Below are 25,393 nucleotides of genomic sequence, written 5' to 3'. Positions count from 1 at the left end.
GTGCTTCAGGCCGACGCTGCGGTGTCGAACACCACTGGCTGGCTGGCCCGGGAACGCCGATAGCTCGCCCACGCGTCGCCATAGTGCAGGATGCGACCCACCGTATAGATAGTGATGCGCGCCACGTCGCGCACCGGGTTGAAATGACTGATGCGGAACTCGCCGTTATAGCGGGATGCGATGGGTACCGAGGCGACGCCCAGACCTTTCTCGCGCGAAGCGGCGATCAGGATCGCGGCCTCGAATACAAAGTTTTCCGCCGGCAGATCCACCAGGTCCAGCGCCGCGCGCGGATACCAGCGCTGTCCGCTCTGCGTATCGGCCACCGGTTGCGCACAGGCCCAGGAGATACCCCAGTCGGCCACGGCGTTGGCATGGCGGCGAGCCTTGGGTTGCTGTTCGCGATCGATCAAGCGCGCGCCGATCACGATGTGATTGGGATAGCGCTGCGCGGCCGCCACGATGCGCGGCACGTCGCTGGCGAGATGCTGGCCGTCACCGTCCATAGTCACCACGGCATCGAAGCCCTGGCGCAACGCTTCGTGGAAACCGGTGCGCAGCGCTCCGCCTTTGCCGCTGCGTTGTGGATGGCGTAGCAGGGTGACGGGCATCGCCCCAACGATATCGGGTGTGCGGTCGTCCGAGCCGTCATCCACCACGATCACCGGCACGCCGAGTGCGAGGGCTGAATTGACCACGCCCTGGATGGCCGCCTCTTCATTGAGGCAGGGAATCAACACGCACCATCGGGCGGTTGGTGAACTCAAGCAACCTCTTCCAGATGAATGTCCAGGCCGACCGATCCGGCTGTAGCCAAAGTGTAATGAGCCCCGTGGCCGGCCAACAGCAGCAATAAAGGCAGCGCTGCGGCGGCAGTAACGTTGGCTTCATGCCAGGTGGCGGGCAAAGGCGAGGGAGCTGCGGTTGCCGCCGACTGCCTGGTGGGCGTCAGCTCGAGGCGGGCGAGGCTGTGTGGGCTTGCTTGCGGGACCAGCACCAAGGCGCAGCCAAAGGCCTGGCGGCTCTCGGTCATCGTGCCCAGCGGGCCGGTGCCCGCGATATCGCTGCATACCAGCAGTACCGGCCTTTGGTCGGCGATGGTTTGCATCGCGGCTTCCAGCAAACCGGCCCCAAGGCTGGCGCGATAGCCGCAGACGGCGGCCGAAGGCGCATGGCAGTCGGTGGCGATGGTCCAGTAACCGGCTGGCGCGTTGTGTACCGAATTATGAAAACGAGTGGGCGATAGCGCTGAGGGGTCCCGCGCCAGGGTTTCGCACATGTAGTCGGTGATGGCTTGGTCGCCGTAGGCGGAACTGAACACGCAGGCCAAGTCGCTGGCCTGGCGTCCGCTCATGGCGACGGCCTGGCCGGCGACTTCGGTGGCAAGCAACACGCTTTCCGGTGCACGGCGGCGTTCGTTGGCCGGCAACACGTTGGCGGCCGGCCGGGCGGCTGGTGGCGGCAAGGGGGCGCCGGCGAGCCAGGCGCGTAGGGCGGCGAAATCCGCCAGTTGTGGCGACCACAGGCCAACACCTTCCACATAAACCGGCCAATGGCTCATGCTGCGGCCTTGCCGAACGCTAGGCAGGCGTTGTTGCCGCCGAAGCCGAACGAATTGCTGAGGGCGATATCGATACGCTTCTGCTCGTTGCGCCACGCGAACTGCGGGCCGCAGGCTGGATCGGGATCGTTGCAGCCCAGGTTGCCGGGCACCAGCCCATGCTCCATGGCGAGCAGGGCGAACGCGGCTTCCAGGATGCCTGCTGCGCCCAGCGTATGTCCGGTAAACGCCTTGGTGGAGCTGGCGCGTGTGGTGGCGGGAAAGGCACGGGAGACCAGCGCGGCTTCCACCTCGTCATTCTTCTGGCTCGCGGTGCCATGCAAGTTGATGTAATCGACCTGTGCCGCTTCCAGGCCGGCGCGCGCCAGCGCATCGCGCAGCGCGAACTCGGCGCCAAGACCTTCCGGATGCGGTGTGGACATGTGGTGAGCATCGCTGGATTCGCCGTAGCCCAGCAGGCGTGGCGCATCGGGATGGGCGTCGGTGCGCTCGAGCAGGGCGAAGCCCGCCGCTTCGCCGATGGATATGCCGCGCCGTGCGCGATCAAACGGCTGGCACGGTTCGGGTGAAACGAGTTCCAGTGCGTTGAAGCCAAACAGCACGCTGTCGCACAAGGTGTCGACGCCACCGACCACGGCCGCATCGACCAGGCCGAGACGGATCATCCGCTCCGCGCTGGCAAATACCTTGGCGCTCGACGAGCAGGCGGTTGACATGGTCAGTGCCGGGCCTTCCAGCCCGAGTGCCTCCGCGACAAAGGCCACCAGCGAATGCGGCACATGGATGGCCGGGCGGCGCAGATCCGCCGGCATGCGACCGTCGGCGTCGAGGCGGCGGTAGGCCTCTTCCGTGGCGCCGATGCTGGCGGTGGACGTGCCCAGGACCAGTGCGACGCGCTCCGCGCCGTAGCGTTCGCGTGCCGCGCGGACGCGGTCGGCGAAGCCGTCCTGGTTCAACCCTAGCCACGCCAGGCGGTTATTGCGGCACTCCCAGGCGGCAAAAGCGCTGGGCAGTGTGATGTTCTCCACGCCAGCGACACGGCCGATCCAGCATGCCAGTGGCGCGCTGCTGAAATCATTGGCGCGCAGGTCGCTCCGGGCGGTATCGAGGGCGTGCAGATGGTCGTGGAGACCGTGGCCCAGCGCGGAGGTGACGGTATACGCGCTGACGGCGAGCGGATGGATGGGTACGGACATCGCGGGAGCCTAGCGAGCGACCCTAACCCTGCCTAGTCTGGCGAGGTCTTGCGGCAGCTTGCGTTCATTTTTGGACGAAGAAAGACTGCCGATTGCAGCTTTCCTGGCGCTTGCCCACACTGCGGCACCTTCCTGCCGCCCATCACCGTGTCCCGCCTTATCGTCCCTTTGAAACGCGGTCCCTGGCGCTATCTGAGCGATCGCGATGTATTGCATGCGGCGGTCGTGGCGGTGCTGGCCGTGGTGTTGACGGGTGGTCTGGTGTGGGTGGCTTATGCCATCCATGTCTGGCGGATCGCCAGGCGCAGTCCGGTGGTGCCGCCCGGGCGCATGACCTTGCTGGTGTTCGGTCGTCGGCTGGTGCAGGACTGGCCCGAACGCGATTACCAGCAACGCCTGGAGCGCGCTCTGGCGCTGATCCGCCAGGAACTGGCTGACCCTGTGTTGTTGTTGGGTGGGTGCAGCGGCGGACGGATCACTGAAGCCGCTGCCGGAGCGGCCTGGTTGCGGCAGCGGGGTCTCCCGGCGGGAGTCGACCTTAAGCTTGAACAGGCGTCGGTCGACTCGTTGGAAAACCTGCGCCACGCACGCAGTCTGCTGCAAGAGAGCGGGCCGCTGTCGGGCGGCCTGCCGCCGGTGGCCCTGGTCACCAATCGCTACCACCTGGCGCGCTGCCAATGGCTTGCGCGGCATCTGGGTTTCGCTGAATGCGTGCCGGTAGCTGCCGAACCGGAGCTGCGTCTGGATCGACGCTATGTGCTGCGCCTGTTGCTGGAATCGGGCTATGTGATGTGGATCGATCTGGCGCTGCGCTGGGCGCGTCTGATCGGCCATCGGCGGATCGCCGCAAGGTTGAGTTGACCGCCATCAGCATCGCGCGACGCCCCGCCACATCGGCGCACGGCGGCGGGCTTGCTAAGCTCGCGCCGTTGAACCGACCAAGAGCGTTGCGATGAGTCAGCAAGCCGATCAAGTCGAACTGTTTCTGCGCGAGTTGCAGGATCGCATCTGTGCCGCCGTCGAAAAGCTGGATGGCAGTGCGCGATTCGAGGAAGACGCCTGGACGCGTGCTGCCGGTGGTGGCGGGCGAACGCGCGTGTTGCGCGAGGGCGCGGTGTTCGAGCAGGCGGGAGTGAACTTCTCGCGCGTCTATGGCAACAAGCTGCCGCCCAGCGCCACCGTGCATCGGCCGGAGCTGGCTGGTGGGAGTTTCGTTGCGACCGGGGTTTCCCTGGTGCTGCATCCGCGCAATCCGTATATGCCGACCACGCATGCGAATGTGCGTTACTTCGAGGCGAGCAAGGAAGGCGTAGAGCCGGTGTGGTGGTTTGGTGGTGGCTTTGATCTCACGCCCTTCTATCCGTTCGACGAGGATGTGGCGCACTGGCACACCGTCGCGCGCGATGTCTGCGCGACGTACGGTGCGGATGTTTATGCGCGCTACAAGCAGTGGTGCGATGAGTACTTCTATCTCAAGCATCGCAACGAGACGCGCGGCGTCGGTGGCTTGTTCTACGACGATCTCAACGAGGGTGGGTTCGAGCGTTGCTTTGCTTTCACCCGTGACGTGGGGCAGGGCTTTCTTGATGCGTACCTGCCGATCGCCGAACGCCGCAAGGACACACCTTATGGCGAGCGCGAGCGTGAGTTTCAGCTGTACCGTCGCGGCCGCTATGTGGAATTCAACCTGGTCTACGACCGCGGCACCTTGTTTGGCCTGCAGTCCGGCGGGCGCACCGAGTCGATCTTGATGAGCCTGCCGCCGCGCGTGCGCTTCGAATACGCATATACGCCGGAGGCTGGATCAGCGGAAGCGCGACTTAGTGATTACCTGAAGCCGCGCGACTGGGTCTGAAGCGGAGCGTTGGCGGCAACGGCAGAGCGCCGCGCCGCCAACACGTCGTCAATCCACCGAGGGCGCGTCACCGCTGAACTTCGCTGGCGTGGCGCCCTTCACTGGGCCGATCTGTGCGCTGTCGCTCACCTGCAGCACCACTTCGCGGCGGAACTCCAGCGTGCCCTGCACAACGGCATGCGGCCCGATCACAACATGCGGCGGACGGCTGTTGTTGTTGAACCAGCCGCCGGGCTTCTCGACCAGGATGCCGCCCTCGACCCGCGAATTGGCACCGACGTAAATGCTGCCGCTGACCGTCTCAATGCCCTTGGCCACATGCGCAGCATCAAGGCTGATGGTGCCGTTGACGTTGGCGACCTTGCCGGCCACCTCCGCGCCCTTGCCGAGCTTGATGGTGCCGTTGGTGGTGCCCACCTCGCCAGTGATGCGGCTGCCGGCACCCAGGGTGGCCGAGCCGTTGACGGTCGAGATCTCTGTGGCCTGGGACTTCTCGCCCAGCTCCACCGAGCCATTCACGGTGCTGGCCTTTTGCACGGTGGCGTTGTCGCCAATGCGCACCGAGCCATTCACGGTGCTGACGTCGCCGACCTGCTGGCCGTTTTCGACGCGCACGGTGCCGTTGATCTTGTCGATATCGTTGTCCCGGGCCAGCGCGGCCAGTGGCAGGACGAGGGCAAGGGCGAGCAGGGTACGGCGCATGGTGGACTCCATAAGGTGGATGTATCAGTCCATAGGATGCTCCAGTGTCTCGCTGGGTTTAGCATGACCTTCGACAGGGGCGCATTTGACGGCTGCCGGGCCGGGCCTCACCATTTCGGGTTTCCCGCCTACCATTCGCCGCCATGCACAAACTCGTACTGATCCGTCACGGCCAATCCCAGTGGAACCTCGACAACCGCTTCAGCGGCTGGGCTGACGTCGACCTCACCGAACAGGGCATGGCCGAGGCGCAGGAAGCGGGCCGCCTGCTCAAGGACGCCGGCTATAGCTTCGACGTGGCGCATACCTCGTTGCTCAAGCGCGCCGTGCGCACGCTGTGGGGCGTGCAGGACGCGATGGATCTGATGTGGATTCCGGTGCTCACCGATTGGCGCCTCAACGAGCGTCACTACGGTGCGCTCACGGGCCTCAACAAGGCGGAAACCGCAGCCAAGTACGGCGACGACCAGGTCAAGATCTGGCGCCGCAGCTATGACATTCCGCCGCCGCCGCTCGATCGCGCGGCCAACGAGTCGGTGCATGATCCGCGCTATGCCACGCTGGATCCCAAGGACATTCCCGATACCGAATGCCTCAAGGACACCGTGGCCCGTGTGTTGCCGTACTGGCATGAAGTGCTGGCACCGGCGATCCGGGCCGGGCAGCGCGTGGTGGTCGCCGCGCACGGCAATTCGCTGCGCGCGCTGGTGAAGTATCTGGACAATATTTCCGATGAAGCCATCGTCGAACTCAATATCCCCAACGGCGTGCCGCTGGTGTATGAATTCGACAGGGAGCTGAAGCCGCTGCGCAGTTACTACCTCGGCGATGCTGACGCGATTGCCGCCAAGATGGCCGCGGTGGCCAATCAGGGCAAGGCAAAGTAAGCGTTCGATGCGCGGGTGACAGGCGTCACCTGCGATGGTTGTGTGGCGTCAATCGTTACGCGTTGGCTCGTCCGCTAGCCTGATGCCACTTTCCCACAGAGTGTCCGGTCATGGCGCCCACCGTGTTTCCCCTGATCATGGTCCCGTTGATGGCTTACGCCGTATGGCGGCGCGTGCGCGGCAACTTCGGGCCGCAGCCGATCAGGCGCAAGCGCATGGTGGCGCGCATCGTGATTTTCAGCCTGGTGGCCGGCCTGATGGCACTGGGTGGGCTGTACAACTTCAAGCTGCTGGAGGGCTTGCTCGGCGGCTTGGTCGGCGGCGCGGCGCTGGGCTTACTTGGCCTGCGCCTGACCCGTTTTGGCCAGGATCCGAAGGGAGTGGACGTCTACATCCCGAATCCCTGGCTCGGCGCGGCACTGACCGCACTGCTGGTCGGCCGCTTGGCCTGGCGTTTCCTAGTGGTGGTGCCGCAGATGCAGGACCCCGCAGCCGCTTATGCAGGCCCTCCGTTCGGCAATAGTCCGCTGACGGTCTTGGTGTTCGGCTTGATGATTGGCTACTACATCACCTACTACGCCGGCCTGCTGGTGCATCACCGGCGTTTTCAGCGCGAGCACGTGCCGGTTACTTCGGACTGATCAGAGCGCGTCGTTGTCGAGCTCGCCGGTGCGGATCCGGATGACCTGCTCAAGCGTACTGACGAAGATCTTGCCGTCGCCAATCTTACCCGTACGGGCCGACTGCGTGATGGCTTCAACCACCCGTTCCAGTTGATCATCGGCCACGGCCACTTCCACCTTGATCTTGGGTAGGAAATCGACCACGTACTCGGCGCCCCGATAGAGCTCGGTGTGCCCCTTTTGACGACCGAAGCCTTTTACCTCGGTCACTGTGATGCCCTGCACGCCAACTTCGGCCAGCGCTTCGCGCACATCGTCCAGCTTGAAGGGTTTGATGACCGCGACCACCAGCTTCATGGGTATTCCTCGTTAAAGAGTCCCGGGCGTTTCCCGACCCGATACAGACAGGCATTTTGCCTGCCATGGATGTCATTTGTCGCCTAGGCCAACCCTGTGTAGGAGAATGCCTACACATTTCAGTGGAGCAAGCCGATGGCGCCTGAATTTCACATTTATCTAAACTTCTCCCTGACGAGTTCGAGGTGCTATCCATGATGGATAGGCAGGATATCGATCAGATTGCCTTACGACTTGCCTCGTTGGTTCCGCCAGGATTGGCTCAGGCGCATCAGGATCTCCGCGCCAACTTTTCCGATGTCCTGGCGCAAGGATTGCGCCGCCTTGACCTAGTCACCCGCGAGGAATTTGAAGTTCAGAGTCTTTTGCTGGCGCGTACCCGCGCCAAGGTAGATGAACTCGAACGGCGTGTCGCTGATCTTGAGGCGAACGCCACGGCCCGCGGGAACTAGCCAGTCTCCCTCCCGGGAGCCGTCCCCGATCCGTCACCCTCACCCCGAGAACGATCGGGGGCGGTCATTTTTCACCGCCTGCCGAAGGGAGTCGCCCATCTTGCCGTCTGGACGCGACTTCATCCTGTCTGCGGGCTCGTTACGCCGATGAGTCTCGCCGTTACCCTCAGCCGGGCTCAGGAAGGCGTATCCGCGCCGCAGGTGATGGTGGAAGTGCATCTTTCCGGTGGACTGCCGGGGACCAATATTGTGGGTTTGCCCGAAGCGGCCGTGCGTGAAGCGCGGGATCGGGTCCGTGTAGCGATTCAGAACACGGCGTTCGAATACCCCAACCGCAGAGTCACGGTGAATCTGGCGCCGGCCGAGCTGCCTAAAGACGGTGGGCGCTTCGATCTGGCGATTGCCCTGGGCATTCTGGCTGCGGGCAACCAAGTACCTCGGGAAAAGTTGGACGACTGCGAATTTCTGGGTGAACTGGCGCTGTCAGGTGCCTTGCGTGGTGTTTCCGGCGTACTGCCAGCCTTGCTGCGCGCCCGTGCACGTGGCCGCAAAGTAGTTGTGCCGCGGGCGAATGCCGCAGAAGCGGCGCTGATTCCCGATGCCGATGTGCGTGTGGCCGACACGCTTGCGGAGGTTTGTGGCTGGTTGCGCGGTGGGCAGGACCTCGCGCCTCCGGTAGGGGCCGAGATTGCTGTTGACGCCACGTACGGTCCGGACCTGATCGATGTGCGCGGCCAGCGGCAAGCGCGCCGGGCACTGGAGATCGCTGCTACCGGCGGACACCACTTGTTGCTGATGGGGCCGCCGGGAACCGGCAAGACCATGTTGGCCGAACGCCTGCCGGGCGTTCTCCCTCCGCTGACGGAGTCAGAGGCGCTGGAGAGCTGCGCGATCTTGTCGGTGGCGGGGCAGGATGTAGACCCCGCGAGGTGGCGCCGACGTGCATTCCGCGCTCCGCACCACACGGCTTCGGCGGTGGCGCTGGTCGGTGGTGGATCGCAGCCTCGGCCGGGCGAGATCTCGCTGGCACATAATGGGGTGCTCTTCCTGGATGAGTTGCCGGAATTCAGCCGCCATGTGTTGGAGGTGTTGCGCGAGCCGTTAGAGTCCGGCTCGATCGTGATTTCGCGAGCCTTGCGCCAATCGACGTTTCCGGCGCAATTCCAGCTGGTAGCGGCAATGAATCCTTGCCCCTGCGGTTACGCGGGCGATTCACGTAACCGTTGCCAATGCACGCCTGATCAGATCCAGCGTTATCGCGCGCGTATCTCGGGTCCGCTGCTGGATCGTATCGACATGTGCGTGGACGTACCCCGCCAGCCATTGACCGAGTTGGGCGCCAAGCGCGGTGCGCACGACGAGGATTCCGCAACGGTGCGCGCTCGCGTAGTGAAGGCGCGCCACCAGGCTCTGGTGCGCGCAGGCCGTTCCAATGCGGAGATCAGTACACGCGAACTTGAACGGGATTGCGCGCTGGGTCCGGCGGAACGTGCCTGGTTTGAAGGGGCGCTCGAGCGCCTGGGGCTATCGGCGCGGGCCTATCACCGTACGCTACGGGTGGCGCGCACCATTGCCGACCTTGATGGCGGGGCAGCTGCACTGGATCGAGTTCATCTGGCCGAGGCGCTGCAGTACAGGCGCTTCTAGGGCTTTGATAAACAAAATTTAATCTTCAGATAGGCAATTTCTGTACCGATAGGTATTGACTTGATAGAGGATGATATTAATATCTGCACCGACTAGTTCTCTTATGGACTTAGTCCCGCCACCCCGGTATCGGCCCCCCTCCCTCCCCCCGTCCGATACCGGGGTTTGGCATCTCCCGGAACCCCCCTCGCTCGATTTCGCTTTCGGATGTGTCCGATAGATGGCTTTGCGCGACACTCGGGATACTGCGCGGCTGCTGGCTTCCCCAAGCCCGGTTCGTCCAGACATCGCAAACGACATGACGTCGCCCAGGGGGCAGTAAATGACGCTTCAAATTGGCCTGATGCTCGTGGGCATGCTCGGCATCGGCTTTCTGGCGCAATGGCTGGCCTGGCGGGTTCGCCTGCCGGCGATCCTGTTTCTGCTGCTGGCCGGTATTCTGCTCGGGCCGGTAAGCGGTGTGCTGAAACCTGACCATCTGCTCGGCGACCTGTTATTTCCAGTGGTTTCGCTTTCAGTGGCGCTGATCCTGTTCGAAGGCAGCCTGACCCTGCGCTTCCATGAGTTGCCTGGCATCGGACGTGCCGTGCGCGGCTTGGTGTCCTATGGCGCCGTGGTGGCAGTGGTGTTGCTGGCTGTCGCAGGGCATTACCTGGCGGGGTTGCGCTGGGAAATCGCCTGGCTGTTTGGCGCACTGACCTGTGTGACCGGTCCGACGGTGATCGCACCGATGCTGCGCACCGTGCGCCCCAATGCGCGTATCGCCAATACGTTGCGCTGGGAAGGCATCGTGATCGATCCGCTTGGCGCGTTGTTTGCCGTACTTATTTATGAAGCCATCGTGTCGCGACATCAGGGCCACACCATCGGCGTGTTTCTGGCGACCATTCTGTGTGGTTGTCTGATTGGCGCCTTGGCCGCCTGGGCACTCGGCTTCCTGCTGCGCCGCCAGCTGATTCCAGATTACCTGCAGAACTACGGCACGCTTGTCACAGTGCTGCTGGCTTTCACCGTATCCAACACCATCACGCACGAATCGGGCCTGCTCACCGTGACCATCATGGGTATCGCACTGGGCAACATGCGCGGCGTGCATATCGATGACATCCTGGACTTCAAGGAAAGCCTGACCACACTGCTGGTCTCCACCTTGTTTATCCTGCTGGCTGCGCGACTGGAATGGCCATTACCGGATGGCATGCTGTGGGCCGGCATCGCGGTATTTATCGCGGCACAGGTTGTCGTGCGTCCAGTGACTGTAGCGATCTCCAGCATCGGCAGTGCCTTGAGCTGGCGCGAACGCGCCTTGATCGCCTGGATCGCGCCGCGAGGCATTGTGGCCGCCTCAGTATCCGCTCTGTTTGCGCTCAAGCTGGAAGCACTGGGCATGCACGACGGCGCCGCGTTTGTCCCGCTGGTATTCATTCTGATCATCGGTACGGTGGTACTGCAAAGTGCCACTTCGAGACCTTTGGCGTTGTGGTTGAAGGTGGCCGAGCCCGAGCCCAATGGCGTGCTGGTATTCGGTTCCGATGGCGTAGCACGAGCCATTGCCAAAGTGCTCAAGGACGCTGGCTTCCGTGTCGTAGTGGCTGATGACGAGTGGGATGGCGTGCGCCGCGCGCGCATGGAAGGTCTGACCACGTTCTACGGCAATCCAGCATCCAGTTACGCCGAGCGCAATCTCGATCTCACGGGCATTGGCCGCCTATTGGCGATGTCGACGCATCGCGAACGCAATTCGTTGGTGTGCGTGCATTATCGCCAGGAATTTGGCCGCGAAAGGATCTACCGCCTACGCAATCTTCCACAGCAGGAAGGTAACAACGATCGCACCATGCTGGCTGGCACGCTGCTGGCGCCGCCGTTGTTCGCCGAGGACATGACGCACGCGCGCTTTGCCGAGTTGCTTGAGCAAGGCTGGCGCATCAAATCCACCCGGCTCACCACCACCTTCGATTGGCCGCATTTCATTGAACAGTACGGCTCGGACGTGGTGTTGCTGTTCGGCGTGGAAGAGAAGGGCGCCCTACGGGTGGCTTCCGCCAAGCGTACGCTGGAACCCCGGCCTGGCTGGCTGGTGATTGCGCTGGTGCCCGCGGAAACCGCAAAAGCACCAGCACGCACTGAATAGTCCGCGCAGTTATTGCTCCCTACGCAGCGAGCGCCGACAGGGAGCCCCTGTCGGCGCTCGCGCCAGCGTCCATGCCGGCCAGGCGTCAACACTCAGGCTGCGGTGGCCTGTTTGTGGAACTGCGCTTCCTCAGTGGAGCCCTTCAGCGCGGTAGTCGACGACAGACCCTGCTGAATCGCCTGCGTCACCTGATCGAAATAGCCGGTGCCCACTTCACGCTGATGCTTCACTGCCGTGAAACCACGTTCGGCCGCAGCGAACTCGCGTTCCTGCAGTTCGACGAAGGCACTCATCTGGCGCCGGGCATAACCATGAGCCAGATCGAACATGCCGTAATTAAGGCTATGGAAGCCGGCCAGGGTGATGAACTGGAACTTGTAGCCCATCGCGCCGAGTTCCTTCTGGAATCTTGCGATCGTCGCGTCATCCAGATTCTTCTTCCAGTTGAAGCTGGGCGAGCAGTTGTAGGCCAGCAACTTGCCCGGGAATCTTGCGTGGATCGCCTCGGCGAACCTGCGCGCCTCTTCCAGATTCGGCTTGCTGGTCTCGCACCAGATCAGATCGGCATACGGTGCGTACGCCAGGCCGCGGCTGATCGCCTGCTCCAGTCCCGGACGCACGCGGAAGAAGCCCTCCACGGTGCGTTCGCCAGTGATGAATGGTTTGTCGTTGTCGTCGACGTCCGAGGTGAGCAGGTCGGCGGCGTCGGCATCGGTACGCGCGACCAATAGCGTCGGCACACCCAGCACGTCAGCGGCGAGGCGCGCGGCATTCAACTTGTCGACGGCTTCGCGCGTCGGCACCAATACCTTGCCACCCATGTGGCCACACTTTTTGACCGACGCCAGCTGATCCTCAAAATGCACGCCAGCGGCGCCCGCTTCGATCATCGCCTTCATCAGCTCGAAAGCGTTCAGCACACCACCGAAACCCGCTTCCGCGTCAGCCACAATCGGCACCATCCAGTCGGTGTCGTCGTTGCCCTCGGCGTGATGCAGCTGGTCGGCCCGCAGCAGCGTGTTGTTGATGCGCTTGACCACCTGCGGTACCGAATTGGCCGGATACAGCGATTGGTCGGGATACATCTCGCCGGCGAGATTGGCATCGGCCGCCACCTGCCAGCCGGAGAGATAGATCGCCTGCAGCCCTGCCTTTACCTGCTGCATGGCCTGATTGCCGGTAAGGGCGCCCAGGGCGTTGACGAAGTCTTCCTTGTGCAGTGATTTCCAAAGACGCGCCGCGCCGCGGCGCGCAAGCGTGTGTTCCACCGCTACCGTGCCGCGCAAGCGCACCACATCCTCGGCGTTGTAGTTGCGCTGGATACCGGCCCAACGCGGATTGTTCTTCCAGTCGAGCGTGAGTTGTTCGGCGGTGGGGAGTTGGTTCTTCATGACGTGACTCCGTGGCATTCGTAGGTCTGCGGCGCGACTGACGTGTGCGATTAGGCCAGACGGTCATAGGCAGGCAGGGTGAGGAAGTCGCCGAGTTGGTCGGCGTGAGTCAGGGAGGTGAGCAACGCGGCGGCTTCATCGGCACGTGCGGAGCCAGGAAGGCCGCTTTCGCGCAAACGATGTGTATGGGCGGCCAGCGCGTGATCGAACAGCGCAAAATTGATCGGCGCGTGATCGGTGAATTCGATACTGCCGTGGTGCAACCACTGCCACAGCTGTGCGCGAGCAATTTCGGCGGTGGCGGCGTCTTCCATCAGGTGATGGATCGGCACGCAACCTTGGCCATCCAGCCAGGACGCCGTGTAGCGCAGCGCCACCTCAACGTTGTTGTCAAATCCCGCACGGCTGATCGAACCGGCGCAGGGTGCGATCAGCTGATCGCGGGTTACCTTCACATCGGCCCGTTCCACGCCGAGCTGGTTCGGCGACGGCATGTACTTGTCGAAAATCTCCTGCGCCACCGGCACCAGTGCGGGATGTGCGACCCAGGTACCGTCATGGCCGGCCTGCACTTCGCGCAGCTTGTCCGCGCGTACCTTGGCCATGGCGGCTTCGTTGGCGGCCTCGTCACCCTTGATCGGAATCTGCGCGGCCATGCCGCCCATGGCGAAGGCGCCGCGGCGATGGCAGGTCTGGATCAGCAGTTCCGAATAGGCCTTGAGGAAAGGCACCGTCATCAACACCTGGCCGCGCTCCGGCAGCAGGCGATCGCGATGGCCGCGCAGGGTTTTCAGGTACGAGAAGATGTAATCCCAGCGGCCGCAGTTGAGGCCGACGGCACGGTTGCGCAGCGCATGCAGGATCTCGTGCATCTGGAACACGGCCGGCAACGTCTCGATCAGCACCGTGGCCTTCATGCAGCCGGACGGAAGGCCAACCTCATCTTCCGCGGCGGACATCACGTCATCCCATAGCGCGGCTTCTTCCATCGCCTCCAGCTTGGGCAAGTAGAAGTAAGGGCCGCGATCGAGTGCCTGCAGCGTGCGCGCGTTGTGGAAGGCGTATAGACCGAAATCGACCAACGCTCCTGCCATCGGCTCACCGTCGACGGTGATATGCCGCTCCGGCAGATGCCAGCCGCGCGGGCGCACCACCAGCACGGCAGGATTGCCGTTAACGCGGTACACCTTGCCCTCCGGGGAAGTGAACTCAATGCTGCCGTTCACCGCGTCGCGCAGATTGATCTGGCCGTCCAGCTGATTGGCGAAGGTGGGCGCGCTCGAATCCTCGAAGTCGGCCATGAACACCTTCGCGCCGGAGTTCAGCGCGTTGATGATCATCTTGCGCTCGACCGGGCCGGTGATCTCCACACGGCGGTCCTGCAGGGCGGCCGGGATCTTGGCTACGGTCCAGCGGCCTTCGCGGATCTCGGCCGTATCGGCACGGAAGTCGGGCAACACGCCGGCGTCATAGCGGGCCTGCCGCTCGCTACGGGCCGCCAGCAAGGCGCGCCGGCGGACGTCGAAGCGGCGGTGCAGACCGGCCAGGAAAACCAGGGCCTCGGGGGTGAGGATGCGGTCGTGCCCGGGGCCGGTCTGGCCCTCGATGCGGGCCGGCTGGGTGATGACAAGTTCCTTGGGAACAGCCATGGCGATCTCCGTGATGACGATGGGATGACACTAGGTCACGGAGGTTTACTTTGACAAAGCAAATGTTTCAATTTTTGATATTATCTATGTCAATGTTACTTGTAACTCATTGAGTACAAAGCATTGAAAAGCGCATCTGACAAGCTGAATAAGTCGAAGAAGCCGCGAAAAACGACCTCGAAGCGACGCGTGGGTGAAGAAAAGTCCGCCGCCGAAACCGGGCGCTTCTACTACAAGGGCAACCGCCAGAAGCAGCTGCGCGCGTTCGTTTACACCGTCAAGCTGGGTACTTTGACCCGCGCCGCGGAGGCGCTCTACCTGTCCCAGCCCAGCGTGAGCCTGCAGTTACAAGCGCTGGAGCGCGAGCTTGGCGTCCAGTTGCTGGAGCGCAGCCGGCGCCGCATCAATCTCACCGATGCCGGCGAGGCGCTCTACGAGCTGGCGCGGCCACTGGTAGAGGGCTGGGAAACACTGGATCGCGACTTCCAGGCCAAGGTCAAAGGCATGCAGGCTGGCCGCCTGACCATCGCGGCCGGAAGCTCCACCATCCAGTACCTGCTGCCAGAGTTGGTGCGTCGCTATCGCGAGCGTTTTCCAGCGGTGCAACTGCAGTTGGCCAACGTCACCGGCAAGGATGGGATGGCCCTGCTGCGCGCCGATCAGGCGGATTTCGCCGTGGGGTCCATGCTCGACGTGCCCAACGACATCGCCTGGGCGCCGGTCTACCACTACGACCCGATGCTGATCACGCCGCTGGATCACCCATTGGCCAGCAAAACCAGCATCACGCTTGAGGATCTGTCGCCCTATGGCCTGATCTTGCCGCCGCAGCGCCTGTCCACCTATCGCCTGGTGGATCTGGTGTTCCAGCAGCGCCAGGTGCCTTATCACGTAGCTATCGAAGTGGGCGGCTGGGATGTGATCAAGGAGTATGTCGCGATGGGCCTGGGCATCTCCATCGTCACCGGCATCTGCATCACCGAAGCCGATCGCAGTCGTCTGGCCGTCCGCAATCTACGCCAGTACTTCCCGCAGCGCAGTTACGGCGTGGTGATGCGCAAAGGCAAATTCCTCAGCGCGGAAGCGCGCGCCTTCGTGGACCTGATCCGGCCCGGCCTGTTGACCCATCGCGACTACGACGAGTCGGGGCATTCCGAGCGTTGAGACACACGCATTCGTAGGAGCGCACCCTGTGCGCGACCCGGGGCTATCGCTACGTGAGGTCGCGCACAGGGTGCGCTCCTACAGGATCCATCACTGCTGTCGCTGCAGCGCCAACCTGACACCAAAGCCCAGCAACACCGTGCCGCACACGCGGTCCAGCCACTGCCCAAAGCGCGGGCGTGTCGTGAGCAGGCGATGGATATGCCCGCCGAGCAACGCCAGCATCATCGACCAGACCATACCGGTGCCGATGAAGCTCAGACCCAACACCAGCAAGCCGAGTTGGGGATGAGGCGCCTGCATCGATACGAACTGCGGCAGGAAAGCGAGAAAGAACAGCGCCACCTTGGGATTGAGCACATTGGTCAACATGCCCTGGCGGAAAGCGGCGCCCAGTCCCCGGCCGCGCGTCACAGTCGATTGCCGCGCGGTGGCGCGCGACAGCAGCATGCGCAGGCCGATCCACACCAGATACGCCGCGCCGAGATACTTCAGCACACTGAAGGCGATAGCCGATGTCATCAGGATCGCTGAAATGCCCAGCACTGCTGCCAGCGTGTGCACGATGCAGCCGGCATTGATGCCCAGTGCAGCGGCCACGCCGACGGAACGGCCTTCGCGGCCGCTGCGCGTGAGGATGTAGAAGGTATCCAGCCCGGGCGTCAGGTTGAGCGCGATGCAGGCGAGCAGGAAGGCGTCAAAATGCTGGATGCCAAGCGCAGTCATGTGATCCCGATCCCCATCAAGAGTGCAGCCATGGATGGCTGCTTTTGGATTCTCGCGATCAGGGATGATCGCACTCACTAAGCATTGCGATGCTTGCCGCGATACGGCGTGAACAATGCGCGAATCCGCACCATGTCGGCTTCATGATCCTCGGTGGTGCGCACCACGGGACCTAGCGTGAAGGTCTTGGTGGGATAGTCGATAAACAACGTCTGGATCGGCACGTTCGCGTCTTGCGCGATGCGCAGGAAGCCTGACTTCCAGTGCGTCACCTTTTTGCGCGTGCCCTCCGGCGTAATGCCCAGCCACATCCGCTCGCGCTCGGTGAAGCGCACCACCATCTGATCAACCACATTGAGCGCAGCCTTGCGGTTGATCGGGATCATGCCGATCGGGCGCAGGATGATACCCAGCGGTCCATCCAGCACCTCGCGCTTGATCATGATGTTGATGTCCACGCCCAGGCCGATCTTCATCAGCAGACCCCACACACCGTCCCAGTACGAAGAGTGCGGCGCGCCGATCAGAATCAGTTTGGGCACATCCGGCAGCTCGCCGACCAAACGCCAACCGGACAAGCGCAGCAGACTGCGCGCCAGCCACGGCCAGAATCGGCTGTTGAGCCGGGGTGCCGACGGTGGGGAAGGCGGCAGGATGGCTTGGCTCATTCGGGGCTCCATGAACGCGAACGCGTCTGCTTGATCTTGCCGCGTTGCTGCTTGCCGGCGAGGCGGCGTTCTTTTGAGGCGCGCGAGGGCTTAGTGGCGACGCGTGCCTTGGGGACCACCAGTGCGGCGCGGATGACCTCAACCAGTCGGTCGCGTGCATCCTCGCGATTGCGGCTCTGGTCGCGAAAGCGGCGAGCCTGGATCACCAGCACGCCATCGTCGGTCAGACGGCGGTCGCGCCTCGCCAACAAGCGTTCGCGCACAGCGTCCGGCAGCGACGGCGAGCGCGCTACATCAAAGCGCAGTTCCACCGCGCTCTCGGTGCGATTGACGTGCTGGCCGCCCGGACCGTCGGCACGCAGGAAGCGCTCGGTCAGCTCGGTTTCGGGCAGGACAATGGATCGGCTGATGGTGAGCATGGCGCGCAGTTTAGCGGGGGCATGGCCCGCCGCGCTTGCCCGGGATCACTCAGCGGAAGGCAGGGACCAGCCGAAGCGCTCCAGCACCCCGGTGAACGCCGGGTCTAAAGGCGCTTCGATCAGCATCGGCGCACCGCTTAGTGGATGACGGAAGCGCAGGCGCCAAGCATGCAGCAGCATGCGATGGCAGCTGAAATACTGCTTGTACAGGCGATTGTGATCACCGCGGCCGTGCTGGCAATCGCCGATCACCGGGTGATGGATGTGTGCCATGTGCTTGCGGATCTGACGGAATCGCCCCGTTTCCGGTTCGGCCAGCACCAGCGCATAGCGTTGCTGCGGATAGCGGCCCAGTGCGATGGGAACTTCCACCGTATCCAGCCGACGGAAACGGGTGCGGGCATCGCGACGCGGACCGGTTTCGCGGGAGCCGGGTAGGGCGTAGTCGATCAGTGCTTCCTCCGGCTCCGGCCAGCCGCGCACGACCGCGAGGTACTGCTTATGCACGTCGCGGCCCATGAACTGCTCACCCAGCGCGGCGGCGATCTCGCGGGATCGCGCTATCAGCAGCACGCCACTGGTCGCGCGATCGAGCCGGTGTGCCAGATAGGTGATGCCACCGACCTGCTCACGCAGCATGTCGATGAGGAATTCCTCTGCGTTACCGACCATCTTGGAGCGATGCACAGCGAGACCCGCAGGCTTGTTCACCGCGATCAGCGCGTCATCCTGATAAAGGATCGGTAGGAGCGCACCTTGTGCGCGACTGGAGCTGGTGTCGTCGTGGTCGCGCACAGGGTGCGCCTCTATAGGCTCAATCACGTTGCCGAGGCCAGCCGGCAACGAAGGCCAGCACGCCGGCCGCACCCAGACACAAAGGTGGCCATGCGCCATGTTGTGGCGCCATTGACCACAGCAGCGTTGCACTCACGATCAGGGCACTACCAAGTAGGCCGGTGCCGATCACGCGCTGTTGCCGGCGCGCATCCTCGCGCATCTGCGCCAGCGCCAGCGGGTCGCCAAGCTGCCGTTGCTCACCGCGCGCCACCTGGCGCAAGGCATCGCGGATCAGCTCAGGGAACTGCGGCGCGGCATGGAACCACTCCGGCAGGCGCTTGCGCACCTCGCGCAGCGTGCGGCGCGGACTGTAGCGTTCGAGCAGGATGCGCTTGAGTACCGGATGCGCCACCGCCCAGATATCGATCTGCGGGTCGAGCATGCGGCCCACGCCTTCGATGTTCAGCAGGGTTTTCTGCAGCAGGATCAGCTGCGGTTGCAACACCAGCTCGAAGCGGCGCGCGGTCTGGAACAGCTTGACCACGAGCTCGGCCAAGGAGATCTGCGACAGCGGTCGGGTGAAGTACGGCTCGCATACCGTGCGCACGGCAGCTTCCAGCTCATCCACCCGCACCGTGCCCGGCATCCATCCGGCATCGATATGCAGCTGAGCGATGCGCGCGTAATCGCGCTCGAACAAAGCGATGAAATTCTGCGCCAGCCAGTACTGGTCGGCCTCCGGCAGCGAACCCATGATGCCGAAATCGAGAGCGATGAAGCGCGGATCGCTGGGCCGGGTGATGTCGACCCAGATATTGCCGGGGTGCGCGTCCGCATGGAAAAAATTGTCGCGGAACACCTGTTCATAGAACACGCGCACGCCCTTGATCGCGAGCGCCTTGCGGTCGATGCCGGCAGCATCGATGGCAGGGATATCGTCGCAGCTCACCCCGCTCACCCGCTCCAGCGTCAGTACGCGCTCGTTGGTCAGTTCCCAATGCACCTCCGGCACATACAGGTCGACGCCGCTTGCGAAGTTGCGCCGGAGCAGGCTGGCGCTGGCGCCTTCGCGCTGCAGATCCAGCTCGTTCTCCAGCATCTTCTCGACTTCGGCCACCACGTCGAGCGGGCGGATCTTGTCGGCATTGGGATGCCAGCGCTGGGCCAGTTCGCCCAGCGAATGCAGCAAGCGGATATCGCGCGCAATGCGAGCATCGATACCGGGCCGCAGCACTTTCACCACCATCTCGCGGCCATCGGGCAACACTGCAGCGTGCACCTGGGCAATGGAGGCGGAGGCTAGCGGTGTCTCGTCGAAACGCGCGAACAGTTGCGTGACCGGCGCCTTCAGCGCGCGCTCCACGATCGCGCGCGCTTCGCTGCCGGGAAACGGCGGCACCTGGTCCTGCAGCAGCGCGAGTTCGTCGGCGATGTCCGCCGGCACCAGATCGCGCCGAGTCGACAGCACTTGCCCGGCCTTGACGAAGATCGGACCCAGTTCGGTCAGCGCCAGGCGCAAGCGTGCGCCGCGCGGCAGTTTGCTCACGTCCTCTCGCGGACGCGCCAGGAACGGACGCAGCAATTTAAGCGGGCGGAACAGATGCGCGGCATCCACCAGCTCGTCGAGCCGATAGGCCAACAGCACCGAGGCGACGCGCAGCACGCGCGGCACGACTTTCAGCGGCGTCACGCGGCGTTTCCTTTCAGTTTCTGCTCGAGTCGGGCCAGGCGGGATTCCAGGCGCTCGCTGCGTTCGCGCAGGGTGTCGACGCCGTCGAGGAAGCCTTCCACTTCACCCGGTGCCATGGCGACGCGCGCTTCTTCGCGCAGCCAGTCGGCGGTGTCCTCGGTCAGATGACCGGCGCTTTCGCGTGCATGAGCCAACCCCTTGCGCACCGCTTTGGCCAGCGGCACGCCGAGCACGTCGCCGAAGCTGCGCGCGAACGCTTCCTCGAAATCCGGTGCGAACTTGCTCGCAAGTTTTTCCAGGCGTCGGGCGAGCTCCGCGTCGCCGGCGATATCGACCTTGCCGGGCGCGACGCCGTCGTCATCGCGCTTCAGCAGCATCGCCAGCAGACTGCCCGGCGTCGCGCTGACGCGCAGATGGCTGTCGTCTTGCGCAGGGCCGACTTTGAGTCGGTTGTCTTCCACGCTGATTGCCAGCGTCAGGTTTGGCCCCTGCAAGTGCAGCTGCACACTGCGCCCATTCAGCGCGGCCAGGCGCTGCACTGTGTCGGGATCGAGCGAAAGGACATGGTTCAGCGCGGTCTCCAGCGCGTGGCCTGCGATAACCCGCAAGGGACGCGGCAGGAAAGAGCGGGAAGCGGGATCAGTCATGCCCGCATTGTAGCGGCAGGGCGGTGCGGGTCACTCGTCGATGCTGGTTTGCGTGACCTACAGGCCGACCAGATAAGGGCTGGGGTCGACCCGCTCGCCGCTGCGATGCACTTCGAAATGCAGGTGCGAGCCGGTGGAGCGACCGGTCGAGCCGACCCTGGCGATCGTGTCGCCGGCATGGATGACCTGGCCGGCCTTCACCAGCAACGTCGAGTTGTGTGCATAGAGCGTTCGGTAGCCATGCTCATGCTTGATCACCACCACCTTGCCGTAACTGCGCTGGGTGGTTGAAGTGACCACCACGCCGTCGGCGACGGCGCGCACCGGTGTGCCCCTCGGCGCGCCGAAATCGATGCCTGCATGGAACGCACGCTTTTGTTTGAAAGGATCGGTGCGATGGCCGAATTGCGAGGTGATGTGCGCGAGGTCGACCGGCATCAGGGTCACGATGGGATCGAGTCCGCCCAGGCCGTCGATCGCCAGCGGCTCGCTCGCGTCCTCGTGCCCATCGTCGCCCGGCACGATCCCGGCGAGCGCGGCCGGGCGGACCACCAGGATGTCGGTGCCAGTCTGTTCGCTCATGCTGGTCGGCTCGCCGGTCATTGCAGCCGCTTCCCGCAGTGTCGAGGCATTCGCGATCGCCAACGACACCAACAACAGCATGCCGAGGTGGAAAAGGGTGGATTGCGTCGGAGTGGCGGAGCGATGCAGGCGTTCGATCAAAGACATGGCGTTCTCCGCGCGCACGCGGCCGGTGCCCGGCATGGCCGGACAAGTGACGGTTCTCGATGAATGAGCTGTGCGGCGCCCCGGTTCCCGAGGGCCAGCGCCGGCCAAAGACCATCCCCGGCGCGCTAAGTATTTGAGCCGGAAAGGGCTCAGAGGGCTATGAGAAGAATCTCAAAAGACCGGCAGGCTTTCAGGCCGTGCCGGTGAAACCCAGCTGGCGCCACGCTTCGTAGACGGCCACGGCGACGGTATTGGAGAGATTGAGGCTACGGCTGTCCGGCCGCATCGGCAGGCGCAGGCGCTGCGCTTCGGGAATCGCATCGAGTACCTGGCCCGGCAGGCCTGCGGTTTCGCAACCAAACAACAGGGCATCGCCTTCGGCGAAACGCGCGTCGACATGCGCTACGCGTCCCCGTGTGGAGAAGGCGAATACACGCGGTTTGCCGATGCTTTCCAGGCAGCTGGTCAGATCGTCGTGCACGGCCAACTGCGCGTATTCGTGATAGTCCAGGCCGGCGCGTCGCAGGCGCGCATCGTCGAGCTCGAAGCCCAGTGGCCGGATCAGGTGCAGCGAGGCGCCGGTATTGGCGCACAGGCGGATCACGTTGCCGGTGTTCGGCGGTATCTCGGGGCGGAAAAGAATGACATGCAGCATCGGGCCATTATCAGGGCATCGTGGGCCGATGCGAAAACGGCGTATCGGCGATCAGCCGCCGATACGCGGGCAGACCACACCGTCCGGCGGCAGCATGCATTGTGCATGGGCCGCCATCACCACTTGGCCGGCGCTGCCATTGGCGGCCAGGCGAATTGCGTCGGGCGAGGCGGTGACCATCGCGCCCAGGATCAGTCCGCATACCAGCAGGCAGGCAACGAACAGGCCGCGCAACATCAAGGCTTCGAATTTCATGATCATGTCTCCGATGAATGAGTGGGTCCTACACCCCCTCTATGGCAAGCGCCGTGCCAACCCATTCGGTGATCACAAGGCATTGATTTGGCGACGATTGGCGTAAAGGCGTCGCCGCACTTGGCTGTCCGCGGACAGCGGCCGGCGCCGAGCGGACAGTGTCCGGACGCCGCCTTCATCCCTGTCGATCGTCATTTGCGGTTCCCCAACGCGACCACTAGCCTCGGGGGTTCCGTGAAACAGGAGGTTCCCATGCGCAAGCCCCTTGCCATGCTTATTGCCGGGCTACTGACGTTCGGTGGTGTGGTCTCGGTGCCGGCTGTCGCCGTGCCCGCGTCCGCCACCCAGACCACTCCCGAGATCGCTTTCACCCGCTTCACCTTGCCCAACGGTCTGACCGTGGTGGTGCACGAGGATCACAAGGCGCCAGTGGTGGCGGTCAGCATCTGGTACCACGTCGGTTCCGGCGACGAACCCAAAGGCAAGACCGGTTTCGCACATCTGTTCGAGCATCTGATGTTCTCCGGTTCGGAGAACCACAAGGGCACTTATTTCGCGCCGTTTGAACTGGCCGGTGCCACCGACATGAACGGCACTACCTGGTTCGACCGCACCAACTACTTCGAGACAGTGCCGACCACTGCGCTGGACATGGCGCTGTGGATGGAATCCGACCGCATGGGCCACCTGCTCGGCGCCATTGGTCAGAAGGAACTGGATACGCAGCGTGGCGTGGTGCAGAACGAAAAGCGCCAGGGCGAGAACCGCCCGTACGGCCGCGTAGACCAGAACATCCTCTCCAACACCTATCCCGGCAATCACCCCTATCAGCACGACACCATCGGTTCGATGGCTGATCTCGATGCGGCCTCGCTGGGCGACGTGAAGCAGTGGTTCCACGACTATTACGGCGCCGCCAACACCACCATCGTGCTGGCCGGTGACATCACCGTGGCCCAGGCCAAGGAAAAGGTAGCCAAGTACTTTGGCGATATTCCGGCGGGCCCGCCGGTGCCGCGCCAGCAGGCGTGGATCACGCCGTTGGAGAAATCCTCTCGCGGCGTCCAGCACGACCACGTTTCGCAGCCGCGCATCTATCGCACCTGGGTCGTGCCGCAGCTGGGCACCGACGATATGATCTCGCTCGACCTCGCCTCCACCGCGCTCGGCGGCGGCAAGACCTCGCGTCTGTATCAGCGTCTGGTCTATCAGGACAAACTGGTCGATGACGTCTCCGCCAGCGTGTCACCGTTCGCGCTGGCCAGTCAGTTCCAGATCCAGGCCGATGTAAAGGAAGGCGTGGATCCGGCCAAAGTCGAGGCAGCCATCGCTGACGAACTGAAGAAGTTCCTCGCCGAAGGCCCGACCCAGGACGAACTCGATCGCGCCAAGGTGGGCAACCGTGCCTCCTTCGTGCGCGGCCTGGAGAAGGTTGGCGGCTTTGGTGGCAAGGCGGTGATCCTGGCCGAAGGTCAGGTTTATCGCGGCGATCCGGGCGCGTACAAAAAAGATCTGGAGCGCATCGATACGGCGACCATCGCCAGCGTCAAGGCGGCCGCCGAGAAGTGGCTGAGCAAGGGCGACTATCTGCTCACCGTGCTGCCCGCGGGCAAGGACTTCAATCCCGAGTCGGAAGACGCCAAGGTGGCCGCGCTGGGCGATGCCACCGGCCGTCCGCAGGCGAAGCTGCCGGCCGCGCAGAACTACAGTGTCGGCAAGAACGACGTCGATCGCGCCAAGGGCGTGCCCGAGGTCAATCAGTTCCCTGACCTGAGCTTTCCCAAACTCGAACGCGGCAAGCTGAAGAACGGCATCGAAGTGGTGCTGGCGCAGCGTCATACCATTCCGGTCACGCACGTGCAGCTGCAGTTCAACGCCGGCTACGCCGCCGACCAAGGCCACAAGCTCGGCACGGCCAGCTTCGCCACCACGTTGATGAACGAGAGCACCAAGAGCCTCGACTCGGTGGAAGTGGCCAAGCGCAGGCAGCGCCTTGGCGCCATCACCAGCGTCGGTTGCGGCCTGGATACCTGCACGGCATCGCTCAACGCGCTCAACGATCAGTTGAAGCCGTCGCTGGAACTGTTCGCCGACATCGTGCGCAACCCGGCCTTCAAGGCGGACGACATCGAGCGCGTGCGCGGCCAGTGGCTGGCTAACATTGCACAGGAAAAGACCCAGCCCACCGGCCTGGCCCTGCGCACCTTGCCGCCGCTGCTGTATGGCGCAAACCACGCCTATGGCATTCCGTTCACCGGCAGTGGCACCGAGGCCGCGATCAAGTCGCTCACCGCGGCGGATCTCGCCGCGTTCCAGCATGCCTGGTTGCGCCCGGACAACGTGAAGATCCTGGTCGCCGGCGATACCACGTTGTCGCAGATCATTCCGCAGCTGGAAGCCGTGTTCGATGACTGGAAGGCACCGGCCACCCCGCTGCCGAAAAAGAACATCGCCACGGTGGCGGCACAGCCGAAGCCGCGCGTGTTCCTGATCGACCGCCCGGATGCACCGCAGTCGCTGATCCTGGCCGGCCTGCTGGCACCGTCGAGCAAGGCGCCCAACGACATCGACATCGATGTCGCCAACGGCGCCTTCGGCGGCAGCTTCACCTCGCGCCTCAATATGAATCTGCGTGAGGACAAGCGCTGGGCCTACGGCGCAGGCAGCTTCCTGCGCGATGCCCTCGGCCAGCGCCCGTTCCTGATGTTTGCACCGGTGCAGACCGACAAGACCGCCGAATCCGCCCATGAAGTACTCAAGGAATCGGTGGCCGTGGTCGGCGACAAGCCGCTGACCCAGCAAGAGGTGGACAAGATCAAGGCCGCCAACATCCGCGGCCTGCCCGGCAGCTTCGAGACCGCCTCGGCGGTGCTCAGCGCGGTCAGCGAGATCGTGCAGTACGGCCGTCCCGACGATTACGTGCAAACGCTCAAGCAGCGCACCGAAGCGGTGGAGCAGCCGTCGGCGGAAGCGGCGATCAAGGAGATTGTGCATCCGCAGGCGCTGACCTGGGTGATCGTGGGCGACCTGAAGAAGATCGAGCAGCCGGTGCGCGCACTGAAGCTCGGTGAGGTGCAGGTGATCGACGCCGACGGCAAGCCGGTCAAGGCGAAGGCCAAGTCCGGTAAGTAAGCAGGGCGACAGGCTCGGGATCGCGCCTGTTCAGCCGTGCTTGGGTTGTCGATGCATCCTCACGCTAGGATGTGGGC

Annotated in this window: 25 protein-coding genes; 9 read left to right on the top strand and 16 right to left on the bottom strand. The window is 63.8% G+C overall.

What is annotated here, in order from left to right; translation table 11 throughout:
- Window positions 1–5: 5 nt before the first annotated feature.
- From BM338_RS04475 to BM338_RS04465, 3 genes are read right to left on the bottom strand one after another with little or no spacing between them, the layout of a single operon-like run.
- Window positions 6–767: a glycosyltransferase family 2 protein gene (locus BM338_RS04475; protein ID WP_090449606.1), complete on the bottom strand. Its 762-nt coding sequence runs from the start codon at window positions 765–767 to the stop codon at window positions 6–8.
- Complete coding sequence (locus tag BM338_RS04470) at window positions 764–1,561, bottom strand: beta-ketoacyl synthase chain length factor (protein ID WP_090449605.1); 798 nt, start codon at window positions 1,559–1,561, stop codon at window positions 764–766. Before BM338_RS04470 ends, BM338_RS04475 begins: the two co-directional genes overlap by 4 nt.
- Window positions 1,558–2,757, bottom strand: a complete 1,200-nt coding sequence (locus tag BM338_RS04465) for a beta-ketoacyl-[acyl-carrier-protein] synthase family protein (RefSeq protein ID WP_177229216.1) — start codon at window positions 2,755–2,757, stop codon at window positions 1,558–1,560. Before BM338_RS04465 ends, BM338_RS04470 begins: the two co-directional genes overlap by 4 nt.
- Window positions 2,758–2,925: 168 nt before the next feature.
- Between BM338_RS04465 and BM338_RS04460 the strand changes: the two genes are divergently transcribed.
- Both BM338_RS04460 and hemF read left to right on the top strand, forming a co-directional pair.
- The gene (locus BM338_RS04460; protein WP_255367185.1) at window positions 2,926–3,618 is read left to right on the top strand and encodes a YdcF family protein; all 693 of its coding nucleotides are present in this window, start codon (window positions 2,926–2,928) and stop codon (window positions 3,616–3,618) included.
- A gap of 91 nt (window positions 3,619–3,709) precedes the next feature.
- Entirely contained in the window at window positions 3,710–4,612 is a 903-nt protein-coding gene (hemF, locus tag BM338_RS04455; RefSeq protein ID WP_090449604.1) for an oxygen-dependent coproporphyrinogen oxidase, read from the top strand.
- Window positions 4,613–4,660: 48 nt separating this feature from the next.
- On the opposite strand, the gene BM338_RS04450 is transcribed toward hemF, so the two are convergent.
- Complete coding sequence (locus tag BM338_RS04450; RefSeq protein WP_090450108.1) at window positions 4,661–5,314, bottom strand: DUF4097 family beta strand repeat-containing protein; 654 nt, start codon at window positions 5,312–5,314, stop codon at window positions 4,661–4,663.
- A gap of 143 nt (window positions 5,315–5,457) precedes the next feature.
- Here BM338_RS04450 and gpmA point away from each other — a divergent pair, with 143 nt between their 5' ends.
- Entirely contained in the window at window positions 5,458–6,201 is a 744-nt protein-coding gene (gene gpmA, locus BM338_RS04445; protein WP_090449603.1) for a 2,3-diphosphoglycerate-dependent phosphoglycerate mutase, read from the top strand.
- Window positions 6,202–6,311: 110 nt separating this feature from the next.
- Window positions 6,312–6,842 carry a CcdC protein domain-containing protein gene (locus BM338_RS04440; protein ID WP_090449602.1) on the top strand — a complete coding sequence of 177 codons (531 nt, stop codon included), beginning with the start codon at window positions 6,312–6,314 and terminating at the stop codon, window positions 6,840–6,842.
- On the opposite strand, the gene glnK is transcribed toward BM338_RS04440, so the two are convergent.
- Complete coding sequence (gene glnK / locus BM338_RS04435) at window positions 6,843–7,181, bottom strand: P-II family nitrogen regulator (RefSeq protein ID WP_090449601.1); 339 nt, start codon at window positions 7,179–7,181, stop codon at window positions 6,843–6,845.
- 194 nt (window positions 7,182–7,375) lie between these two features.
- On the opposite strand from glnK, the gene BM338_RS04430 reads away from it, so the two are divergent.
- The 3 genes from BM338_RS04430 (at window position 7,376) to BM338_RS04420 (ending at window position 11,414) form a co-directional block, all read left to right on the top strand.
- Window positions 7,376–7,633 (top strand): accessory factor UbiK family protein, encoded by a 258-nt coding sequence (locus BM338_RS04430; protein ID WP_090449600.1) that lies wholly within the window; start codon window positions 7,376–7,378, stop codon window positions 7,631–7,633.
- 147 nt (window positions 7,634–7,780) lie between these two features.
- Window positions 7,781–9,280, top strand: coding sequence for a YifB family Mg chelatase-like AAA ATPase (locus tag BM338_RS04425; RefSeq protein WP_090449599.1), 1,500 nt, complete (start codon window positions 7,781–7,783; stop codon window positions 9,278–9,280).
- A 322-nt stretch (window positions 9,281–9,602) separates the two neighbouring features.
- Window positions 9,603–11,414: a cation:proton antiporter gene (locus BM338_RS04420; RefSeq protein ID WP_090449598.1), complete on the top strand. Its 1,812-nt coding sequence runs from the start codon at window positions 9,603–9,605 to the stop codon at window positions 11,412–11,414.
- A 92-nt stretch (window positions 11,415–11,506) separates the two neighbouring features.
- Here the strand turns inward: BM338_RS04420 and aceA are convergent, their stop codons facing one another.
- Window positions 11,507–12,805 carry an isocitrate lyase gene (aceA, locus tag BM338_RS04415; protein ID WP_090449597.1) on the bottom strand — a complete coding sequence of 433 codons (1,299 nt, stop codon included), beginning with the start codon at window positions 12,803–12,805 and terminating at the stop codon, window positions 11,507–11,509.
- Between the two features lie 50 nt (window positions 12,806–12,855).
- The gene (gene aceB / locus BM338_RS04410) at window positions 12,856–14,454 is read right to left on the bottom strand and encodes a malate synthase A (protein WP_090449596.1); all 1,599 of its coding nucleotides are present in this window, start codon (window positions 14,452–14,454) and stop codon (window positions 12,856–12,858) included.
- A 189-nt stretch (window positions 14,455–14,643) separates the two neighbouring features.
- Between aceB and BM338_RS04405 the strand changes: the two genes are divergently transcribed.
- Window positions 14,644–15,618: a LysR family transcriptional regulator gene (locus tag BM338_RS04405; protein ID WP_255367184.1), complete on the top strand. Its 975-nt coding sequence runs from the start codon at window positions 14,644–14,646 to the stop codon at window positions 15,616–15,618.
- Between the two features lie 90 nt (window positions 15,619–15,708).
- On the opposite strand, the gene BM338_RS04400 is transcribed toward BM338_RS04405, so the two are convergent.
- The 9 genes from BM338_RS04400 to BM338_RS04360 all read right to left on the bottom strand — a co-directional run bounded on the left by BM338_RS04400 (window position 15,709) and on the right by BM338_RS04360 (window position 22,184).
- On the bottom strand, window positions 15,709–16,344 hold the full coding sequence (locus tag BM338_RS04400) for a LysE family translocator (RefSeq protein WP_090449594.1): 636 nt from the start codon (window positions 16,342–16,344) through the stop codon (window positions 15,709–15,711).
- A 77-nt stretch (window positions 16,345–16,421) separates the two neighbouring features.
- Window positions 16,422–17,012: a 1-acyl-sn-glycerol-3-phosphate acyltransferase gene (locus BM338_RS04395; RefSeq protein WP_090449593.1), complete on the bottom strand. Its 591-nt coding sequence runs from the start codon at window positions 17,010–17,012 to the stop codon at window positions 16,422–16,424.
- The gene (gene arfB, locus BM338_RS04390) at window positions 17,009–17,431 is read right to left on the bottom strand and encodes an alternative ribosome rescue aminoacyl-tRNA hydrolase ArfB (protein ID WP_090449592.1); all 423 of its coding nucleotides are present in this window, start codon (window positions 17,429–17,431) and stop codon (window positions 17,009–17,011) included. Before arfB ends, BM338_RS04395 begins: the two co-directional genes overlap by 4 nt.
- A gap of 45 nt (window positions 17,432–17,476) precedes the next feature.
- A complete protein-coding gene (locus BM338_RS04385) occupies window positions 17,477–18,226 on the bottom strand; it encodes a pseudouridine synthase (protein ID WP_090449591.1) in 750 nt (249 codons plus the stop codon).
- A 19-nt stretch (window positions 18,227–18,245) separates the two neighbouring features.
- Window positions 18,246–19,898 (bottom strand): ubiquinone biosynthesis regulatory protein kinase UbiB, encoded by a 1,653-nt coding sequence (gene ubiB / locus BM338_RS04380; RefSeq protein ID WP_090449590.1) that lies wholly within the window; start codon window positions 19,896–19,898, stop codon window positions 18,246–18,248.
- Window positions 19,895–20,545 carry a ubiquinone biosynthesis accessory factor UbiJ gene (locus BM338_RS04375; protein ID WP_090449589.1) on the bottom strand — a complete coding sequence of 217 codons (651 nt, stop codon included), beginning with the start codon at window positions 20,543–20,545 and terminating at the stop codon, window positions 19,895–19,897. The genes ubiB and BM338_RS04375 overlap by 4 nt, the downstream gene beginning before the upstream one ends.
- A gap of 57 nt (window positions 20,546–20,602) precedes the next feature.
- Window positions 20,603–21,274 carry a M23 family metallopeptidase gene (locus BM338_RS04370; protein ID WP_143109238.1) on the bottom strand — a complete coding sequence of 224 codons (672 nt, stop codon included), beginning with the start codon at window positions 21,272–21,274 and terminating at the stop codon, window positions 20,603–20,605.
- Between the two features lie 190 nt (window positions 21,275–21,464).
- The gene (gene trmL, locus BM338_RS04365) at window positions 21,465–21,929 is read right to left on the bottom strand and encodes a tRNA (uridine(34)/cytosine(34)/5-carboxymethylaminomethyluridine(34)-2'-O)-methyltransferase TrmL (protein WP_090449587.1); all 465 of its coding nucleotides are present in this window, start codon (window positions 21,927–21,929) and stop codon (window positions 21,465–21,467) included.
- A gap of 51 nt (window positions 21,930–21,980) precedes the next feature.
- Window positions 21,981–22,184: a hypothetical protein gene (locus BM338_RS04360; protein WP_090450107.1), complete on the bottom strand. Its 204-nt coding sequence runs from the start codon at window positions 22,182–22,184 to the stop codon at window positions 21,981–21,983.
- A gap of 252 nt (window positions 22,185–22,436) precedes the next feature.
- Here BM338_RS04360 and BM338_RS04355 point away from each other — a divergent pair, with 252 nt between their 5' ends.
- A complete protein-coding gene (locus BM338_RS04355; protein WP_090449586.1) occupies window positions 22,437–25,316 on the top strand; it encodes a M16 family metallopeptidase in 2,880 nt (959 codons plus the stop codon).
- The last annotated feature ends 77 nt before the right edge of the window (window positions 25,317–25,393 follow it).

The sequence above is a fragment of the Dyella sp. OK004 genome (assembly GCF_900114495.1).
Taxonomy (GTDB): Bacteria; Pseudomonadota; Gammaproteobacteria; order Xanthomonadales; family Rhodanobacteraceae; genus Dyella_D.
Note: the sequence above shows the minus strand (reverse complement) of the source record. Positions and strands in the feature narration are given on the sequence as shown.

What these genes read in the sequence shown, in the direction of transcription:
- BM338_RS04470 (WP_090449605.1), bottom strand. Translation starts at nt 1,561, where the DNA reads ATGAGCCATTGGCCGGTTTATGTGGAAGGTGTTGGCCTGTGGTCGCCA.
- BM338_RS04465 (WP_177229216.1), bottom strand. Translation starts at nt 2,757, where the DNA reads ATGTCCGTACCCATCCATCCGCTCGCCGTCAGCGCGTATACCGTCACC.
- hemF (WP_090449604.1), top strand. Translation starts at nt 3,710, where the DNA reads ATGAGTCAGCAAGCCGATCAAGTCGAACTGTTTCTGCGCGAGTTGCAG.
- BM338_RS04450 (WP_090450108.1), bottom strand. Translation starts at nt 5,314, where the DNA reads ATGCGCCGTACCCTGCTCGCCCTTGCCCTCGTCCTGCCACTGGCCGCG.
- gpmA (WP_090449603.1), top strand. Translation starts at nt 5,458, where the DNA reads ATGCACAAACTCGTACTGATCCGTCACGGCCAATCCCAGTGGAACCTC.
- BM338_RS04440 (WP_090449602.1), top strand. Translation starts at nt 6,312, where the DNA reads ATGGCGCCCACCGTGTTTCCCCTGATCATGGTCCCGTTGATGGCTTAC.
- glnK (WP_090449601.1), bottom strand. Translation starts at nt 7,181, where the DNA reads ATGAAGCTGGTGGTCGCGGTCATCAAACCCTTCAAGCTGGACGATGTG.
- BM338_RS04430 (WP_090449600.1), top strand. Translation starts at nt 7,376, where the DNA reads ATGATGGATAGGCAGGATATCGATCAGATTGCCTTACGACTTGCCTCG.
- BM338_RS04425 (WP_090449599.1), top strand. Translation starts at nt 7,781, where the DNA reads ATGAGTCTCGCCGTTACCCTCAGCCGGGCTCAGGAAGGCGTATCCGCG.
- BM338_RS04420 (WP_090449598.1), top strand. Translation starts at nt 9,603, where the DNA reads ATGACGCTTCAAATTGGCCTGATGCTCGTGGGCATGCTCGGCATCGGC.
- aceA (WP_090449597.1), bottom strand. Translation starts at nt 12,805, where the DNA reads ATGAAGAACCAACTCCCCACCGCCGAACAACTCACGCTCGACTGGAAG.
- aceB (WP_090449596.1), bottom strand. Translation starts at nt 14,454, where the DNA reads ATGGCTGTTCCCAAGGAACTTGTCATCACCCAGCCGGCCCGCATCGAG.
- BM338_RS04400 (WP_090449594.1), bottom strand. Translation starts at nt 16,344, where the DNA reads ATGACTGCGCTTGGCATCCAGCATTTTGACGCCTTCCTGCTCGCCTGC.
- BM338_RS04395 (WP_090449593.1), bottom strand. Translation starts at nt 17,012, where the DNA reads ATGAGCCAAGCCATCCTGCCGCCTTCCCCACCGTCGGCACCCCGGCTC.
- arfB (WP_090449592.1), bottom strand. Translation starts at nt 17,431, where the DNA reads ATGCTCACCATCAGCCGATCCATTGTCCTGCCCGAAACCGAGCTGACC.
- BM338_RS04375 (WP_090449589.1), bottom strand. Translation starts at nt 20,545, where the DNA reads ATGACTGATCCCGCTTCCCGCTCTTTCCTGCCGCGTCCCTTGCGGGTT.
- BM338_RS04370 (WP_143109238.1), bottom strand. Translation starts at nt 21,274, where the DNA reads ATGTCTTTGATCGAACGCCTGCATCGCTCCGCCACTCCGACGCAATCC.
- trmL (WP_090449587.1), bottom strand. Translation starts at nt 21,929, where the DNA reads ATGCTGCATGTCATTCTTTTCCGCCCCGAGATACCGCCGAACACCGGC.
- BM338_RS04360 (WP_090450107.1), bottom strand. Translation starts at nt 22,184, where the DNA reads ATGAAATTCGAAGCCTTGATGTTGCGCGGCCTGTTCGTTGCCTGCCTG.
- BM338_RS04355 (WP_090449586.1), top strand. Translation starts at nt 22,437, where the DNA reads ATGCGCAAGCCCCTTGCCATGCTTATTGCCGGGCTACTGACGTTCGGT.